The organism is Streptococcus sp. 959 (assembly GCF_013277075.1).
Taxonomy (GTDB): Bacteria; Bacillota; Bacilli; order Lactobacillales; family Streptococcaceae; genus Streptococcus; species Streptococcus pseudopneumoniae_C.
On record NZ_VMMF01000022.1, the window covers coordinates 1 to 16787 of the forward strand.

The 16787-nt window shown below is 41.9% G+C and carries 15 protein-coding genes and 2 pseudogenes; 11 read left to right on the forward strand and 6 right to left on the reverse strand.

Annotated elements, in window-relative coordinates:
• Positions 1–89: 89 nt before the first annotated feature.
• From tsaE to HT717_RS07885, 7 genes are all read left to right on the forward strand, one after another.
• On the forward strand, positions 90–533 hold the full coding sequence (gene tsaE / locus HT717_RS07855; RefSeq protein WP_049540699.1) for a tRNA (adenosine(37)-N6)-threonylcarbamoyltransferase complex ATPase subunit type 1 TsaE: 444 nt from the start codon (positions 90–92) through the stop codon (positions 531–533).
• Positions 523–1041, forward strand: coding sequence for a GNAT family N-acetyltransferase (locus HT717_RS07860; RefSeq protein WP_049540700.1), 519 nt, complete (start codon positions 523–525; stop codon positions 1039–1041). Before tsaE ends, HT717_RS07860 begins: the two co-directional genes overlap by 11 nt.
• Before the next feature lie 7 nt (positions 1042–1048).
• Complete coding sequence (locus HT717_RS07865) at positions 1049–2065, forward strand: LCP family protein (protein WP_033680770.1); 1017 nt, start codon at positions 1049–1051, stop codon at positions 2063–2065.
• A gap of 86 nt (positions 2066–2151) precedes the next feature.
• Positions 2152–3408 carry a competence/damage-inducible protein A gene (locus HT717_RS07870; protein WP_049540702.1) on the forward strand — a complete coding sequence of 419 codons (1257 nt, stop codon included), beginning with the start codon at positions 2152–2154 and terminating at the stop codon, positions 3406–3408.
• Positions 3409–3462: 54 nt separating this feature from the next.
• Positions 3463–4629: a recombinase RecA gene (recA, locus tag HT717_RS07875; protein WP_049540704.1), complete on the forward strand. Its 1167-nt coding sequence runs from the start codon at positions 3463–3465 to the stop codon at positions 4627–4629.
• 115 nt (positions 4630–4744) lie between these two features.
• Positions 4745–6115, forward strand: coding sequence for an MATE family efflux transporter (locus HT717_RS07880; RefSeq protein ID WP_049540706.1), 1371 nt, complete (start codon positions 4745–4747; stop codon positions 6113–6115).
• Positions 6116–6211: 96 nt separating this feature from the next.
• Positions 6212–6928, forward strand: a complete 717-nt coding sequence (locus tag HT717_RS07885; RefSeq protein WP_049524687.1) for a YebC/PmpR family DNA-binding transcriptional regulator — start codon at positions 6212–6214, stop codon at positions 6926–6928.
• A gap of 55 nt (positions 6929–6983) precedes the next feature.
• Here the strand turns inward: HT717_RS07885 and HT717_RS07890 are convergent.
• Positions 6984–7624: pseudogene (locus HT717_RS07890) on the reverse strand (DUF308 domain-containing protein).
• Between the two features lie 214 nt (positions 7625–7838).
• Between HT717_RS07890 and HT717_RS07895 the strand changes: the two are divergent.
• The 4 genes from HT717_RS07895 (at position 7839) to HT717_RS07910 (ending at position 12402) form a co-directional block, all read left to right on the forward strand.
• Positions 7839–8300, forward strand: coding sequence for a MarR family winged helix-turn-helix transcriptional regulator (locus HT717_RS07895; protein WP_049540707.1), 462 nt, complete (start codon positions 7839–7841; stop codon positions 8298–8300).
• On the forward strand, positions 8284–10053 hold the full coding sequence (locus HT717_RS07900; RefSeq protein ID WP_049540709.1) for an ABC transporter ATP-binding protein: 1770 nt from the start codon (positions 8284–8286) through the stop codon (positions 10051–10053). The genes HT717_RS07895 and HT717_RS07900 overlap by 17 nt, the downstream gene beginning before the upstream one ends.
• Complete coding sequence (locus HT717_RS07905) at positions 10043–11803, forward strand: ABC transporter ATP-binding protein (protein WP_049540711.1); 1761 nt, start codon at positions 10043–10045, stop codon at positions 11801–11803. Before HT717_RS07900 ends, HT717_RS07905 begins: the two co-directional genes overlap by 11 nt.
• Before the next feature lie 95 nt (positions 11804–11898).
• The gene (locus tag HT717_RS07910; RefSeq protein ID WP_049540713.1) at positions 11899–12402 is read left to right on the forward strand and encodes a phosphatase PAP2 family protein; all 504 of its coding nucleotides are present in this window, start codon (positions 11899–11901) and stop codon (positions 12400–12402) included.
• Positions 12403–12573: 171 nt separating this feature from the next.
• Here HT717_RS07910 and HT717_RS07915 read toward each other — a convergent pair whose 3' ends face one another.
• From HT717_RS07915 to HT717_RS07935, 5 genes and pseudogenes are all read right to left on the reverse strand, one after another.
• Positions 12574–13485: a PTS system mannose/fructose/sorbose family transporter subunit IID gene (locus HT717_RS07915; RefSeq protein WP_000136858.1), complete on the reverse strand. Its 912-nt coding sequence runs from the start codon at positions 13483–13485 to the stop codon at positions 12574–12576.
• A 14-nt stretch (positions 13486–13499) separates the two neighbouring features.
• Positions 13500–14312, reverse strand: a complete 813-nt coding sequence (locus tag HT717_RS07920) for a PTS mannose/fructose/sorbose transporter subunit IIC (RefSeq protein ID WP_001280328.1) — start codon at positions 14310–14312, stop codon at positions 13500–13502.
• A 74-nt stretch (positions 14313–14386) separates the two neighbouring features.
• Positions 14387–15376, reverse strand: a complete 990-nt coding sequence (locus HT717_RS07925) for a PTS sugar transporter subunit IIB (RefSeq protein WP_049541083.1) — start codon at positions 15374–15376, stop codon at positions 14387–14389.
• Positions 15377–15614: 238 nt separating this feature from the next.
• Positions 15615–15737 (reverse strand): annotated as a pseudogene (adhP, locus tag HT717_RS07930) (alcohol dehydrogenase AdhP); the annotation flags it as partial.
• 224 nt (positions 15738–15961) lie between these two features.
• Positions 15962–16774, reverse strand: coding sequence for a Cof-type HAD-IIB family hydrolase (locus tag HT717_RS07935; protein WP_049541079.1), 813 nt, complete (start codon positions 16772–16774; stop codon positions 15962–15964).
• Between the last annotated feature and the right edge of the window lie 13 nt (positions 16775–16787).

Sequence of the window (16787 nt, forward strand, 5' to 3'; positions counted from 1 at the left end):
TAGCTTCCTAGTTTGCTCTTTTATTTTCATTGAGCATAAGTTTAGCAGGAAAATAGACACAAAAGAAAAGTTTTTGGTATAATAAGAATATGTACACAAAAAATGAAGAAGAGCTACAAGTCTTAGGGGAGCGTTTGGGTCATCTATTAGAAAAGAATGATGTTTTAATCTTAACTGGAGAACTTGGAGCAGGCAAAACGACCTTTACAAAAGGCCTTGCTAAGGGATTGCAGATTACTCAGATGATTAAGAGTCCAACCTACACTATCGTAAGAGAGTATGAAGGTCGTCTTCCCCTTTACCATTTAGATGTTTATCGTATTGAGGGAGATGCGGATTCCATTGATTTGGATGAATTTCTCTTTGGTGGAGGCGTGACTGTTATTGAGTGGGGGCATCTTTTAGGTGATGCTTTACCAGATACTTATTTAGAATTGGAAATTCTAACAGAAGAAGACGGTCGCAGACTACATTTCCAAGCAAAGGGTTTGCGTGCAGAAGAACTCTTAGAGGAGCTTCAATATGGAGTATGAATTGCTCATTAGAGAAGCAGAAGCTGAAGATGCAGCTGAATTAGTGACGTTTTTAAATTGTGTGAGTTTGGAGACAGATTTTACCAGCTTAGACGGAGATGGTATTCTCTTGACCAGTGAGGAGATGGAAGTATTCCTCAACAAGCAAGCTAGTTCGGACAATCAGATAACCTTACTTGCATTCTTAAATGATAAAATTGCTGGTATTGTAAATATTACAGCTGACCAGCGCAAGAGAGTCCGTCATATTGGAGATCTCTTCATTGTGATTGGAAAAAGATATTGGAATAATGGATTGGGAAGTTTGTTGATAGAAGAAGCGATAGAGTGGGCACAAGCAAGTGGTATTCTGCGTCGTCTCCAATTGACTGTCCAAACTCGTAATCAAGCAGCAGTTCATCTTTATCAAAAGCATGGCTTTATAACTGAAGGTCGCCAAGAGCGTGGAGCATATATAGAAGAAGGGAAATTTATCGATGTTTACTTGATGGGTAAACTGATAGATTAGTAGAAATATGGTTAAAAAAATTATTGGAATGGTATTAGCTTTTCTAGCTGTGACAGTTTTGGGTGTCGGTGTTTTTGCTTATACTATTTATCAGCAAGGTACAGAGACTTTGGCAAAAACCTATAAAAAAATAGGAGAAGAAACCAAGGTTATTGAAGCAACAGAGCCTTTGACCATTCTGTTGATGGGGGTTGATACTGGGAACGTAGAGCGTACAGACCAATGGGCTGGAAATAGTGACAGTATGATTTTGCTGACTGTCAATCCTCACACAAAGAAAACGACGATGATGAGTTTGGAACGTGATATCCTGACTAAAATTCAACGTAAAGATGGTAGTATTGAAGAAGCGAAACTTAATGCAGCTTATGCTGGTGGTGGAGCAGAACTTGCGATAGAAACAATTCAAAAGATGATGAACCTCCATATTGATCGTTATATTATGGTCAATATGCAAGGATTGCAACAATTGGTCGATGCAGTTGGAGGTATTACGGTTAATAATACACTAGGTTTCCCAATCTCTATCAGTGACCAAGAAGAATTTAACACCATTTCTATCGGTGTTGGAGAGCAGACAATAAATGGAGAAGAAGCACTTGTTTATTCACGCATGCGTTATCAAGACCCAGAAGGAGACTATGGTCGTCAAAAGCGTCAGCGTGAAGTCATTCAAAAAGTTGTTGAAAAAGTTCTTAGTTTAAATAGTATCAGTCACTATCAGTCTATCTTAAAAGCCCTAAGTACTAATATGCAGACTAATATCGATTTATCTGCAAAAAGTATTCCAAGCTTATTGGGCTACAAAGATTCATTTAAAACCATTGAAACACAACAGTTGAAGGGTGAAGGGGAGATGCTACAAGGCGTTTCTTATCAAATTGTTACAAGAAACCATATGTTGGAAATGCAGAATCTTTTGAGACGTTCTTTGGGACAAGAAGAAGTCACTCAGCTTGAAACAAATGTTGTCTTATTTGAAGATTTATTTGGACGAACACCTGTTGGTGACGAAGACAATTAACTTTCTTACTATAAATAAAAAAATCAATCGTGGGAAATTTCCTGCGATTTTTTCAAAAAAACACGAATAGATAGGTAGGAGGAAACATGAAAGCAGAAATTATTGCTGTTGGAACAGAGATTTTGACAGGACAGATTGTCAATACCAATGCTCAGTTTTTATCAGAAAAACTAGCAGAGATTGGGGTAGACGTATATTTTCAGACGGCTGTAGGAGACAATGAAGCTCGTCTCTTGTCTTTGCTTGAAATTGCCAGTCAACGTAGCAGTTTGGTGATTTTGACAGGTGGTTTAGGGCCAACTGAGGACGATTTGACCAAACAAACTCTGGCTAAATTTTTAGGGAAAGAATTAGTCTTCGATCCTCAGGCTCAGGAGAAGTTGGATGTCTTTTTTGCCCAGCGACCAGACTATGCCCGAACACCGAATAACGAAAGACAAGCTCAACTTGTAGAAGGAGCGACTCCGCTGCCCAACGAAACAGGACTGGCTGTGGGGGGGATGTTAGAGGCCGAAGGAGTGACCTACGTCGTCCTTCCAGGTCCACCAAGTGAATTGAAACCCATGGTCTTAAATCAACTTCTACCTAAGTTGATGACAGGGAGCAAGCTGTATTCCCGAGTTCTTCGTTTCTTTGGAATTGGCGAAAGTCAGCTGGTGACCATTTTGGCTGATTTGATTGACAATCAAACAGATCCGACCTTGGCACCTTATGCCAAGACAGGAGAAGTCACTCTACGTCTGTCAACAAAATCTGGTAGTCAAGAAGAGGCGAATCATGCGCTGGATATCTTGGAAAATCAAATATTAGGTCGCCAAACCTTTGAAGGTCTTTCTTTACGAGAACTTTGCTACGGTTATGGGGAAGAAACTAGTTTAGCTAGCATTGTGGTAGAAGAACTGAAAAAGCAAGGGAAAACCATTACGGCAGCAGAGAGTTTGACGGCAGGACTTTTCCAAGCCAATGTAGCAGATTTTTCAGGAGCTTCAAGTATATTTAAGGGTGGTTTTGTGACCTATAGCTTGGAGGAAAAATCAAAGATGTTGGATATTCCTGTCAAGGATTTGGAAGAGCATGGTGTGGTGTCTGAATTTACAGCTCAGAAGATGGCTGAGCAGGCACGAAGCAAGACCCAGTCTGATTTTGGCCTTAGTTTGACTGGAGTGGCAGGGCCAGATATCCTAGAAGGGCACCCAGCTGGGACAGTCTTTATAGGCTTGGCTCAGGAACAAGGAACTGAGGTCATCAAGGTGAATATTGGAGGCAGAAGTCGAGCAGATGTACGCCACATTGCGGTTATGCATGCCTTTAACCTAGTTCGCAAGGCTTTATTAAGTGATTAACTTTTGATATAATAGTAGATAGGTCTGAGGACCATTAGAATGTAGGAGAATAGAATGGCGAAAAAACCAAAAAAATTAGATGAAATTTCGAAAAAATTCGGGGCTGAACGTGAAAAAGCCTTGAATGATGCTCTTAAATTGATTGAGAAAGACTTTGGTAAAGGTTCAATCATGCGTTTGGGTGAACGTGCAGAGCAAAAGGTGCAAGTGATGAGCTCAGGTTCTTTAGCTCTTGATATTGCCCTTGGTTCAGGTGGTTATCCTAAGGGACGTATCATCGAAATCTATGGGCCGGAGTCATCTGGTAAGACAACGGTTGCCCTTCATGCAGTTGCACAAGCGCAAAAAGAAGGTGGGATTGCAGCCTTTATCGATGCGGAACATGCCCTCGATCCAGCTTATGCTGCGGCTCTTGGGGTCAACATTGACGAATTGCTCTTGTCTCAACCAGACTCAGGAGAGCAAGGTCTTGAGATTGCAGGGAAATTGATTGACTCAGGTGCAGTTGACCTTGTCGTAGTCGACTCAGTTGCGGCCCTTGTCCCTCGTGCGGAAATTGATGGAGATATCGGAGATAGCCACGTTGGTTTGCAGGCTCGTATGATGAGCCAGGCTATGCGTAAACTTGGTGCTTCTATCAATAAAACCAAAACAATTGCTATCTTTATCAACCAATTGCGTGAAAAAGTTGGGGTCATGTTTGGAAATCCAGAAACAACTCCTGGTGGACGTGCTCTGAAATTCTATGCATCAGTGCGTTTGGATGTTCGTGGAAGCACGCAAATCAAGGGAACTGGTGACCAGAAAGACACCAATGTCGGTAAGGAAACTAAGATTAAGGTCGTGAAAAACAAGGTGGCTCCACCATTTAAGGAAGCCTTCGTTGAAATCATGTACGGAGAAGGGATTTCTAAGACCGGTGAGCTTTTGAAGATTGCAAGCGATTTAGATATCATCAAAAAAGCAGGAGCTTGGTACTCTTACAAGGATGAGAAAATCGGGCAAGGGTCTGAAAATGCTAAGAAATACTTGGCAGATCACCCAGAAATCTTTGATGAAATTGACCATCAAGTCCGTGTTCAATTTGGTTTGATTGATGGAGAAGAAGCTTCTGTAGAAGGTGTTGAAACTAAAAAAGATGACGCAGTCCAAGCAGATTCTATGAATGAAGAAGTGACACTTGACCTAGGCGACGAACTTGAAATCGAAATTGAAGAATAAGCTATTAAAGTAGTGGAGTAAATCCACTGCTTTTTCGTTGATTTGCTCTGGTTCTCAGCTCATGCATAGTTTGCTGTTTCTTGTCGCTCCTCTAGAAAGCTGATATAATAGCCTTATGAATAAAAAACGAACAGTGGACTTGATTCATGGTCCTATTCTCCCCTCGCTTTTGAGTTTTGCCTTTCCAATTTTGCTGTCCAATATTTTCCAACAGCTCTATAACACTGCTGATGTCTTGATTGTTGGGCGTTTTCTTGGACAAGATTCTTTGGCTGCGGTTGGGGCGACAACTGCCATTTTTGACTTGATTATAGGCTTTACACTTGGTGTTGGCAATGGAATGGGAATTGTCATTGCCCGTTATTACGGGGCTCGGAATTTCACTAAAATCAAGGAAGCAGTAGCAGCCACTTGGATTTTAGGTGCTCTTTTGAGTATTGTAGTGATGCTACTGGGCTTTCTTGGTTTGTATCCTCTCTTGCAATATCTGGATACACCTGCAGAAATCCTCCCTCAGTCCTATCAATATATTTCTATGATTGTGACTTGTGTAGGTGTCAGTTTTGCCTATAATCTTTTTGCAGGCTTGTTGCGGTCCATTGGGGACAGTCTAGCAGCGCTTGGCTTTCTGATTTTCTCTGCCTTGGTCAATGTGGTTCTGGATCTCTATTTCATTACGCAACTGCATATGGGAGTTCAATCCGCAGGACTTGCTACTATTATTTCACAAGGGTTGTCAGCGGTTCTCTGTTTTTACTATATTCGCAAGAGTGTTCCAGAACTTCTCCCTCAACTGAAACATTTTAAATGGAACAAGGCCTTGTACACGGATCTTTTGGAGCAAGGTTTGGCTATGGGCTTGATGAGTTCCATTGTGTCTATTGGCAGTGTGATTTTACAGTCTTCTGTTAATACCTTTGGGGCAGTGATTATAAGTGCACAGACGGCCGCTCGACGCATTATGGCCTTCGCCCTTCTTCCTATGACTGCTATTTCTGCCTCGATGACGACCTTTGCTTCGCAGAATCTTGGGGCCAAGCGACCAGACCGTATTATTCAAGGTCTTCGAATCGGCAGTCGTCTAAGCATGTCCTGGGCAGTTTTTGTTTGTGTCTTCCTCTTTTTGGCTAGTCCTACCTTGGTTTCCTTCTTGGCCAGTTCAACGGATGGAAACCTGGTAGAAAACGGTAGTCTCTACCTGCAAATCAGCTCAGCTTTTTATCCTATTTTGAGTCTTTTGTTGATTTATCGCAATTGCTTGCAGGGCTTGGGACAAAAGATCCTTCCTCTGGTTTCCAGCTTTATTGAATTAATAGGGAAAATCGCTTTTGTGGTCTTGATTATTCCTTGGGCAGGCTATAAGGGTGTTATCCTCTGCGAACCCCTTATCTGGGTTGCCATGACCATCCAACTGTACTTCTCACTATTCCGTCATCCTTTGATAAAAGAAGGTAAGGCCATCTTGGCAGCCAAAGTATCATCCTAGCTGTATTTGCTAAATAAAATCTATTTCCTCTAGTGAAAATCGAAAAAACTTGTGTTATAATAAGAAAGATTAAAATGTGAAAAAAGGAGATTCCTAATGGGACGTAAATGGGCCAATATCGTAGCCAAGAAAACGGCTAAAGATGGAGCTAACTCTAAAGTATATGCAAAATTTGGTGTAGAAATCTATGTAGCAGCTAAAAAAGGTGATCCAGACCCAGAATCAAACACTGCTTTGAAATTCGTTATCGACCGTGCTAAACAAGCCCAAGTGCCAAAACACGTTATCGATAAAGCGATTGATAAAGCAAAAGGAAACACAGACGAAACCTTTACAGAAGGACGTTACGAAGGTTTTGGACCAAATGGTTCTATGTTGATTGTTGATACCTTGACTTCTAACGTTAACCGTACAGCAGCCAATGTCCGTGCAGCTTTTGGTAAAAATGGTGGAAACATGGGTGCTTCAGGTTCAGTTTCTTACCTCTTTGACAACAAGGGTGTTATCGTATTTGCAGGTGAAGATGCGGACGCAGTCTTTGAGCAATTGCTAGAAGCAGATGTGGATGTGGACGATGTAGAGGCAGAAGAAGGAACAATTACTGTTTACACAGCTCCAACTGACCTTCACAAGGCTATCGTTGCCCTTCGTGAGTCAGGTGTCGAAGAATTCCAAGTGACAGAATTGGAAATGATTCCTCAGTCAGAAGTGGAATTGTCAGGTGATGACCTTGAAACCTTTGAAAAACTTTACAGCGTTCTTGAAGACGACGAAGACGTTCAAAAAATCTACACAAACGTAGACGGATTCTAATTGAAAAACGAACAGTTTTACTAGCTGTTCGTTTTTTTGATATTTGAACTTAGACTCAGGTTTCAGAATCGTTTTGTTGCTTGCTTTTTTCTAGATTTAGACCGACTGATGTTTTTGGACGAGCAAGAGCTCTCCATTATCCTGTTTTGCAAAAGTTAAGGTAACAGTCTTAATCTTGTCTCCAATAGAGATATAGGTGATTTTTTTCGTATTGTAACCCCCAAGAGTGAAGTCAAACTCGGAATCTGGCTGTCCGTGTTTGTTGATAATATCCTCGTAGTTGGTACCACCTTTTCCTTTGTTGTCAAGGTCACCTTCGATTAAGGCGTCGAACTGTTCTTGGGTCCAGGTGAAGGTATCGTCTGTCGAGCCGCTTTTTTCTTCGCGTTCCATTGAGGCACTCGTATCTAGGTAGGAACGGTTAAACTCCCTGGCATACTCTTTGTAGACATCAGCGTATAGTACCTGAGTCGTAAAGAAAAGTACAACAGAGGCAATTGCCATGGATGTCCCGATAATAGCCATTGTTTTCCGTTTTTTGAGGTTGACGATAAGACCGATAATCCCCAAGATAAATGCGACGATGGCGATAAACAACGATAGATAGTTAATAAACGGGATCCAGGATCCTAAAAGTGCGATGGCTCCAAAAATGGTTGCTAAGATTCCTAAAACTCTTTGTTCTTCTGGTTTCATTTGAAAGTTTTCTCCCTTTATTAAGTGAATGGATTTCTATCCACAGTAGTGAGTGCTTATTATATAAAAAATCTTACCTAATGTCAATTTAAACTAAAATAGTTCTCTAGGAAACTTTTTTCTTGACATCTCTTTTCAAAGTGGTAAAATAGTTCTCATGAAAACTTAATTAGTTCCTAGGAGAACTAAATGTGATAGTTAGAAAGGAGTTAGTATGGATAAACCGATGTTGGTCTTTAAGCGTTTTGGTCATCAGATTCATCTGATGGTGCAAAAGGAAGCCAAGCGTTGTGGCATTGAATTTATGGGTGGACCTCAAGGCCAGGTTGTACGTTTTTTGGATAGCCGTGAGGAAAACCAAGACTTGGTCTTGATTAAAGATATCGAGCAGGAACTCAATATTACCAAGTCTGTGGCGAGTAATCTAGTCAAGCGCATGGTGCAAAATGGTTTGGTGGAATTGGAGGCGAGTCCTGTTGATAAGCGGGCTAAGTTTGTTCGTCTGACGGACAAATCGCGTTCTCAAATGAAGCAGGTTAAAGCCTTCTTTGAACGTATTGACAACCAGTTGATGGCAGACATTGATGAAGATGAATTACTGATTTTTGAGAAAGTCCTCAATCAACTACAGGAAAATATCAAGAGAATAGGAGGAAATAATGAAGAAATTAGCTAAACGAATTAGTAGAAAAGAATGGGGGATGATTTTACTAGCCATTCTCTTTACCTGCTTTTCAGTCTATCTAGAGTTGGAAGTTCCGACCTATATCTCTAAAATCACGGATTTGCTGGGAAGTCAAGGAACCAACTTGGATGAGTTATGGCAACCAGCAGGTATGATGGTCGGAATGTCTTTTTTTGCCTTCTTGTCCGCAGTCGCAGTTGGATTTTTTGCATCCAGAGTGGCTGCTTCTTACACTAGTAGGCTGAGAAGTGATATTTTTAACCGAGTTTTAGACTACTCACAGACAGAGATTAAGAAATTCTCTATTCCCAGCCTCCTAACTCGTACCACTAATGATATTACTCAAGTTCAGATGCTGATCACCATGGGCTTGCAAGTGGTTACGCGTGGTCCGATTATGGCTATCTGGGCTATCGGGAAGATTTTAGGTCATTCAGAATACTGGCTTTGGGCTGTACTTGTGGCAGTGATTGTCAATGTTTTGATGACAACCGTTTTGATGACGCTAGCCTTTCCAAAACAGTCCTTGATTCAAAGTTTGACTGATAAACTGAATAGTATCACTCGTGAAAGTTTAACAGGTATTCGTGTCGTTCGTGCCTACAATGCTGAAGAGTACCAAGATGAAAAATTTGCAGCAGCAAATGATGAGCTGACACGCTTGAATTTGTTTGTCAACCGTCTCATGGCCATTTTGAATCCCATTATGATGGGGATTTCAAGTGGTTTGAGTGTGGCGATTTACTGGATTGGAGCCTATGTAATCAACGATGCTGCTCCGACAGCGCGTCTGCCCCTCTTTAGTGACATGGTTGTTTTCATGTCTTATGCCATGCAGGTTGTTATGGGCTTCCTTCTCATGGGGGCGCTCTTCATCGTTCTTCCCCGAACTATGGTCTCTGCCAAGCGGATTAATCAGGTTCTAGATTTGCATTCTTCTATCCAAAATCCTGCTCAAGTGCAGCTGGCTGATGAAAATCTCAAAGGTCAGGTCGAGTTTAAGGATGTGACCTTCCGCTATGCGGCAAATTCGGAGGCGGTTATTGAGCATGTTAGCTTTAGAGCAGAAGATGGCCAAACAGTTGCCTTTATCGGCTCAACAGGTTCTGGTAAATCAACTCTGGTCAATCTGATTCCACGTTTTTATGACGTATCAGCAGGAGAAATTCTAGTGGACGGAGTTAATGTTCAAGATTATGCCTTGGAAGATTTGCGTAACAAGGTCGGCTATATTCCACAAAAAGCTGTACTCTTTTCAGGTGATGTCAAGGGCAATTTAGACTTTGGACAGAGTCAAGAAACACCGCTTAGTGAGCAGGCTATGTGGCAAGCTCTGGAATTGGCCCAGTCTAAGAATTTTATCGAAGACAAGGAATCGGGCTTAGAGTCAGAAGTGGCCCAAGGAGGAACCAACTTCTCAGGTGGACAAAGACAGCGTCTAGCCATTGCGCGTGCCTTGGCTCGGAAGCCAGAAATCCTCATCTTTGATGACTCCTTCTCAGCCTTGGATTACAAGACAGACCGTGTCCTACGCCAAGAGCTAGCAGAGAAAACAAAATCTATGACCAAGCTCATCGTCGCACAGCGTATTTCAACGATTATGGATGCAGATTTGATTTTGGTCTTGGATCAAGGAAAAGTCGTGGGACAAGGCACCCATAAAGAACTTCTAGCTACCAACGAAGTTTACCAAGAAATTGCCTATTCACAATTATCGAAGGAGGAATTGGAACATGGAAAATAAAAAACTATCTCTATGGAAACAGAGTAAACCCTACCTTGCAGGTCTCCAGTTTGCCCTTCTAATCGCTTTTCTAGCAACAATCGTATCCAATATCATTACTGTATATGGTCCAACCCGTATCAAGGAAATGACCAATATCATTGCCAGTGGTCTGGAAACAAGTGTGGATGTCGCGGCGGTTGCGGCCATTGGTGGTTTTTTAGCCATCATCTATGTAATTGGGCTTCTATCAAATTATTTGCAGGCCTTTCTGTTTACAACAGCCATTCAACGTTTTTCAGAGCGTTTGAGAAGAGCGATTGCAGAGAAAATTAATCGTCTTCCATTGGGGTATTTTGATGGACATTCTCAAGGAGATACCTTATCTCGTGTGACCAATGACGTTGACACTGCAGCCCAGTCCCTCAATCAAAGTCTGGGAACAGTTCTTTCATCAACTTTACTGGTCGTGGCAGTCTTGGTGACCATGTTTGGGATGAACTGGATTTTAGCCTTAGTGACGGTTGTTTCAACTCTTATCGGTTTTGCTTTCGTGTCCGTCTTTATGGGCAAATCGCAGGGCTTCTTTAAGAGTCAGCAACAGGATTTGGCAGCTGTAAATGGCTATGTGGAGGAAATGTACTCTGGCCATAATGTGGTGACCAGTTACAATGCTATCGAGAGCACCAAAGAAGAATTTGCGATCTTAAACCATCGTCTGTATGACAGTATCTGGAAATCTCAGTTTATTTCAGGGATTATGATGCCGATCATGATGTTTATTGGGAACTTTAGCTATGCCTTAGTGATTATCGTCGGTGCAGCCTTGGCCTTGAATGGGCAGATTAGTATCGGGATTATCGTTGCCTTTATGGCCTACGTTCGTATCTTTTCTCAGCCCCTTTCACAAATCGCTCAAGGGATTACCAGTCTTCAGCAGGCTAGCGCAGCCATGGGACGTGTCTTCGAATTCTTAGGTGAAGAGGAAATGGAAGATGAATCCCATAAAGAAAGACAATTGAGCGACATGAAAGGGCAAGTGGTCTTTGATCGAGTCTCCTTTGGTTATACACCAGAGCGAACCATTATTCATGACTTTTCTGCTACCGCTCATGCAGGTCAAAAGGTTGCCATTGTCGGGCCGACCGGAGCTGGTAAGACAACTATTGTCAATCTTTTGATGAAGTTCTATGAGATTGATAAGGGAAGTATCCGTATCGATGGCGTGGATACCAAGGATATGAAGCGTTCGGAAGTGCATGATGCCTTTTCAATGGTCTTGCAGGATACCTGGCTCTTTGAAGGGAGCATTCGAGACAATCTTATCTATAACCAAACAGGTATTAGTGATGAGCGCGTGATTGAAGCCAGCAAGGCTGTAGGGATTCACCACTTTATCATGACACTACCAGATGGTTACGATACCGTCTTGGATGATACAGTGACCTTGTCTGTCGGACAAAAACAACTCTTGACCATTGCTCGTGCTTTGCTGAAAGATGCGCCGCTCCTAATCCTAGATGAGGCGACCTCTTCGGTTGATACCCGTACAGAGGAATTAATCCAGAAAGCTATGGACCGATTGATGGAGGGAAGAACTTCTTTTGTCATCGCCCACCGCTTGTCTACTATTCGAAATGCTGATTTGATTCTTGTCATGAAAGATGGAAATATCATCGAGCAAGGCAGTCATGATGAGCTAATGGAGCAAGCTGGCTTCTATGCTGACCTCTATAACAGTCAGTTTACAGAAGACGAAGCAGAAGAATAAACCCAAAGAAGGCTTGACGGCCTTCTTTTTCTGCACTATACTAGAAGACGAGTGCTTCCCTATAAGCAAAATTTGAGTAAGTGATGAAAAAATATATGAAAAATTATCAAGAATGGTATGGACACGTTGCTGGTAAGATTAAAAATAAGCCCTTTCTTCTGAGCTTGTTAAGAGCTTTCAATCGGTTCATGACAGTAGTTATGCCTATAGTTTATCTGACTTTGTTAGTCGCCACCGATCTCCAAGAAGGACTTGGGAAACAGGTCTGGATCTACTTGTTTGTCCCTGCGTTGGGTTTTGTGATTTTGTCCTTTCTCCGTAAGAAAATCAATGCTCCTAGGCCTTATGAGGAATGGGATATTAAACCTCTGCTTGACAGAGATAGTCCTGGTCAGTCTATGCCCAGCCGTCATGTCTTTTCAGCAACCATTATTTCTATGGCTTGCTTGCATGCTAGTCTAACTATGGGGATGATTTGTTTGACATTATCAGCCTTCCTAGGTCTAGTGAGAGTCTTAGGTGGCGTGCATTATCCCAAGGATGTCTTGGTTGGTTATGCTTGCGGACTTGTGTGGGGTGTGATTTTCTTTCTATTTTGACCTGTAAGTTAATACTCAATGAAAATCAAAGAGCAAACTAGGAAGCTAGCCGCAAGCTGTACTTAAGTACAGTAAGGCGACGCTGACGTGGTTTGAAGAGATTTTCGAAGAGTATAAAAGCATAGAAAAAAGGAATCAGGCTTAGAACCTGGTTCCTTTTAAGTTGCTTGATTACATGATGCCGAAGAAACGAGCTGCGATACCTACTGCAAAGAGTGCAAGGATGATTGAGATTGGTGATACTTTTTTCTTAAGTAACCACATGCAAAGGAAAGTAAGGAGAAGTCCCATCAATCCTGGAATCAATGAATTCAACTGACCTTGAAGAGTTTGTGGTTGAATCTTATCTAGGCTCAATCCACCAAGTGCTTGACCAAGGATACCTTTCAATTCAGCACCTGATACAGGTCCTTCTGGGAAGTTGATGTAGGCACCTTCAGCCAATTGTTTACCTGGAAGGTTAACAGTGAAGTTGATAGATACCCAACGTTGTACAAGAACAGCAAGGATGAACATACCAAGGATAGAAGCACCTTTAGTGATGTCTTTCAAAATACCACCAGACATGTCTTTAGTGATTTCAGATCCAGCCTTGTAACCAAACTCTTGTGTGTACCATAGGAAGGCCATACGGATCGCATTCCATCCGAAGAAGAAGAGAAGTGGACCAACCAAGTTACCAGATGCAGCAAGTGATGCACCAAGAGCTCCAAGGATAGGACGAACTGTAAACCAGAATACTGGGTCACCGATACCTGCAAGAGGTCCCATCATACCGATTTTAACCCCTTGGATAGCAGCGTCGTCGATTTCAACACCGTTAGCACGTTCTTCTTCAAGTGCAAGAGTAACCCCCATGATAGGAGCAGCTACGTATGGGTGAGTGTTGAAGAACTCAAGGTGACGCTCAAGAGCAGCAGCTTGGTCTTCTTTAGTAGTGTACAATTTTTTGATAGCTGGAATCAATGAGTAAGCCCAACCCAAGTTTTGCATACGCTCGTAGTTCCAAGAACCTTGAAGGAATTGTGAACGCCACCAAACTTTTTTACGATCTGATTTTGATAATTGAAGTTTTTCAGTCATGATTGTTCCCCTTTCTAGTAGTCTTCTAGGATATCACCGATTGGGTCGTTAGAAGTTGCAGCTCCGCCGCCACCGTTACCACCTTGTTTTGAAAGGTTAAGGTAGATGAAGGCAAGGGCAACACCGACTACACCAAGGGCAATCAAAGTCAATTGAGAAATTGCAGCAAAAGCAAAACCGATTGCGAAGAATGGCCATACTTCACGAGTTGCCATCATGTTGATAACCATAGCGTAACCAACGGCAACGACCATAGCACCACCAACAGCCATACCACCGTTCAACCAGTCTGGCATCAATTTAAGAGCGTCTTGAACGGCAGAAGCAGGGATAGCGATAAGGAAGGCTGCAGGGATAGCAATACGAAGACCTTGAAGAAGAAGCGCGATAAAGTGAGCACGCTCAACAGCCGCAATATTTCCTTCTTTAGCAGCAGCATCAGCAGTGTGAACCAAACCAACTGAGATTGTACGAACAATCATAGTCAAGAAAAGTCCAGCTACGGCAAGAGGGATAGCTGTTGCTGTTGCAACGGCGATACCTTCAGTAGTAAAGTTACCACCTTTGATCAAGATGATTGCTGCGGCAACAGATGCAAGAGCAGCGTCAGGAGCTACGGCAGCTCCGATGTTTGCCCAACCAAGGGCGATCATTTGAAGTGATCCACCAAGCATAACCCCTGCTTCGAGGTTACCAGTTGCAAGTCCGATAAGGGTACATGCGACGATTGGTTGATGGAATTGGAATTGGTCGAGGATACCTTCAAGACCTGCAAGGAAGGCAACAACTACAACCAAGACAGCAGAAATAATTGAAATATCTGACATGGTTTTATTCCTTTTCTATTTAAGTATAATAAAGTGAAAAATTTTCTTAGTATTCTTCGATAGCTCAATGTCTATTATTGAACGTTGGCTTTGTTAATCAAGTCAAACAAATCTTTTTTGGTGTCGTTTGGTACTTTACGTACGTCAAATTCAACACCAAGGTCACGCATTTTTTCAAATGTAGCAACATCTTCTTTGTCCATAGACAAAACATTATTAATCATTGTTTTACCTGTTGAGTGAGCCATTGATCCTACGTTAAGTGTCTTGATTGGCACGCCACCTTCGATGGCACGAAGAGCGTCTTGAGGTGTTTCAAACAAGATAAGGGCATGTGTTTCTCCAAAACGTGGGTCTTTTGAAACCTCAATCAATTTTTGGATTGGTACAACATTGGCTCTTACTCCGTTAGGAGCTGCTTGTTTAATCAATTCTTTACGAAGATCGTCGTTGGCAACGTTATCTGAAGCAACGATGATACGGTCTGCTTTTGAATCTGGAGTCCAAGCAGTAGCAACCTGACCGTGAAGTAGACGAGTGTCTAGGCGAGCAAGGTTGATTTTGAGTTTTCCATCTCCTATGACAGTTCCTTCTGGAATCGCGGCTTGGGCAACTGGAGCAACTGCGGCGCTTGCCACTTCCTCAACTGGGTTTAGCTCTTCTGGAAGAGCTTTGATGCCATCTTTGGCTTCTTTGATAATATTCGCAGCGATTTTTTCTACACCTGCAGCAGCGTCCATCAGGCGCTCTGTGTAGGCTTGAATTAACATCGGTAAGTTAAGTCCTGTGATGATGGCAAATTTACGCTCAGGATTTTCTCCCATCACGCGACTAGCTTGGTTGAATGGAGAACCACTCCAAAGGTCAGCCAAAACTAGCACCTCATCTTCTGCGTCAAATGCAGCCACAGCATTGTTAAATTTAGCATATAGGTCATCTGGACCTTCATTTGGCATAAAGGTTACAACTTGAACCTTTTCTTGTTCACCAAAAATCATAGATCCTGATTGATGAATACCTGCAGCGAATTCACCGTGGCTCGCAATAATGATTCCGATACTCATTATTGTCATTCCTCCTTATAAAATGTTGTGCTCATTGTTTAAGAAAACTTTAAGACTAGATTAGTATAAACCGTTTTCATATAAAAATCAACTATTTAGCATAAAAAAATAAAAAGGCTTTCTTTGTGAATGTTGATATATTAAGTTTTTGAGGGATTTTTTTGAATCCCTATTTAAAAATTTAATATAAAAAAGTTGGAAGCGCATTCCAACTTTTAAAATAGGTTTCTATTAAATTATCAGTGTGGCAAACACAACAGTATTCAATTTCTACAAGTGCTTCTCTAGTTTCAAGTGGACGGAGTACTTTTTCTTCAACAGCAACACCAGTGCTTTCTGGATTTACAACAACAGCTTTCATAGCTATCCTCCTTGATATTGGCCGAGAACAGGGACAACAGGACTGGATTGATTATGCTTCAACAGAGTCGAGTGTGACGAACTCTCTTGTATTTATATGTGAATTATATCACAAATCAAACCCTTTTCCAAGGTTTTGGAGGTAAAAAACCGAACAATCGATTAACCGGTTGATGAGACTGTGAAAAGAGCACAAAGACCAGCTCGCAAGCTGGTCAGAATGGACTATAAGAATAAATCTTGCAGGGTTTTGGCAACCCCATCTTGGTCATTTGTCAGGGAAATTTGCTCATCGGCATAAGGGAGTAGCTCTGGGTTGGCATTTTTCATTGCATAGCTCTTCCCAGCAAAAGCGAGCATTTCGGTATCATTGTGTTCATCTCCAAAAGCAATCAAATCTTTTTTGTCACGGTTCATTACCTTGAGCAAGTAGTCTAAGGCGAAGGCCTTGTTGACACCTTTTGGGGTACACTCAAGGATATTGAGCGGACCACCCCAAGTATTAATAGAAAGTTGATGCTGATAGAAGGCGTTCATTTCTTTTGCAAGGGCATACTTGTCACTGGCTCTGGTCTGCAGCAGAATACAGTTAGGGTCCTTGGTCACCAATTCAGGCTGGAATTGATCTTCAGGCTGGAAAGCTTCCACACCAAATAGTTTGGGATTGGCAATTTCTTCATTCGGATTTGTAATGTAGAATTTTTTACGATATTCTCCAGCGATAAAATCGGCTTGAATGTCCTCTGAACGTCGAACCATATCTAGCAGATATTTTTTGTCTACGGTCAAACACTTTTCAAAGTCCCAAACTTGGTCTGGTAAATGAGTGAGGGAACCGTTGAAGTTAATCATAGGAGTGTCTAAGCCTAGCTCACGGTAAAAATCTTTTGACATACGGTAAGGGCGACCTGTCGTAATAATAACCTGATGGCCTTTTTCAGAAACTTTTTTAATGGTTTCTTTGGTAAAGTCAGAAATTTGACTGTCTGAGTTGAGCAGGGTTCCATCCAGGTCAACAGCAATAATTTTTTTCGTCATAGGGACCTTTCTA

Bases quoted from the DNA above. Each gene is read 5' to 3' on its own strand.
- recA (WP_049540704.1), top strand. From the start codon at position 3,463: ATGGCGAAAAAACCAAAAAAATTAGATGAAATTTCGAAAAAATTCGGG.
- tsaE (WP_049540699.1), top strand. From the start codon at position 90: ATGTACACAAAAAATGAAGAAGAGCTACAAGTCTTAGGGGAGCGTTTG.
- HT717_RS07910 (WP_049540713.1), top strand. From the start codon at position 11,899: ATGAAAAATTATCAAGAATGGTATGGACACGTTGCTGGTAAGATTAAA.
- HT717_RS07860 (WP_049540700.1), top strand. From the start codon at position 523: ATGGAGTATGAATTGCTCATTAGAGAAGCAGAAGCTGAAGATGCAGCT.
- HT717_RS07920 (WP_001280328.1), bottom strand. From the start codon at position 14,312: ATGTCAGATATTTCAATTATTTCTGCTGTCTTGGTTGTAGTTGTTGCC.
- HT717_RS07905 (WP_049540711.1), top strand. From the start codon at position 10,043: ATGGAAAATAAAAAACTATCTCTATGGAAACAGAGTAAACCCTACCTT.
- HT717_RS07935 (WP_049541079.1), bottom strand. From the start codon at position 16,774: ATGACGAAAAAAATTATTGCTGTTGACCTGGATGGAACCCTGCTCAAC.
- HT717_RS07885 (WP_049524687.1), top strand. From the start codon at position 6,212: ATGGGACGTAAATGGGCCAATATCGTAGCCAAGAAAACGGCTAAAGAT.
- HT717_RS07915 (WP_000136858.1), bottom strand. From the start codon at position 13,485: ATGACTGAAAAACTTCAATTATCAAAATCAGATCGTAAAAAAGTTTGG.
- HT717_RS07895 (WP_049540707.1), top strand. From the start codon at position 7,839: ATGGATAAACCGATGTTGGTCTTTAAGCGTTTTGGTCATCAGATTCAT.
- HT717_RS07870 (WP_049540702.1), top strand. From the start codon at position 2,152: ATGAAAGCAGAAATTATTGCTGTTGGAACAGAGATTTTGACAGGACAG.
- HT717_RS07880 (WP_049540706.1), top strand. From the start codon at position 4,745: ATGAATAAAAAACGAACAGTGGACTTGATTCATGGTCCTATTCTCCCC.
- HT717_RS07900 (WP_049540709.1), top strand. From the start codon at position 8,284: ATGAAGAAATTAGCTAAACGAATTAGTAGAAAAGAATGGGGGATGATT.
- HT717_RS07865 (WP_033680770.1), top strand. From the start codon at position 1,049: ATGGTTAAAAAAATTATTGGAATGGTATTAGCTTTTCTAGCTGTGACA.
- HT717_RS07925 (WP_049541083.1), bottom strand. From the start codon at position 15,376: ATGAGTATCGGAATCATTATTGCGAGCCACGGTGAATTCGCTGCAGGT.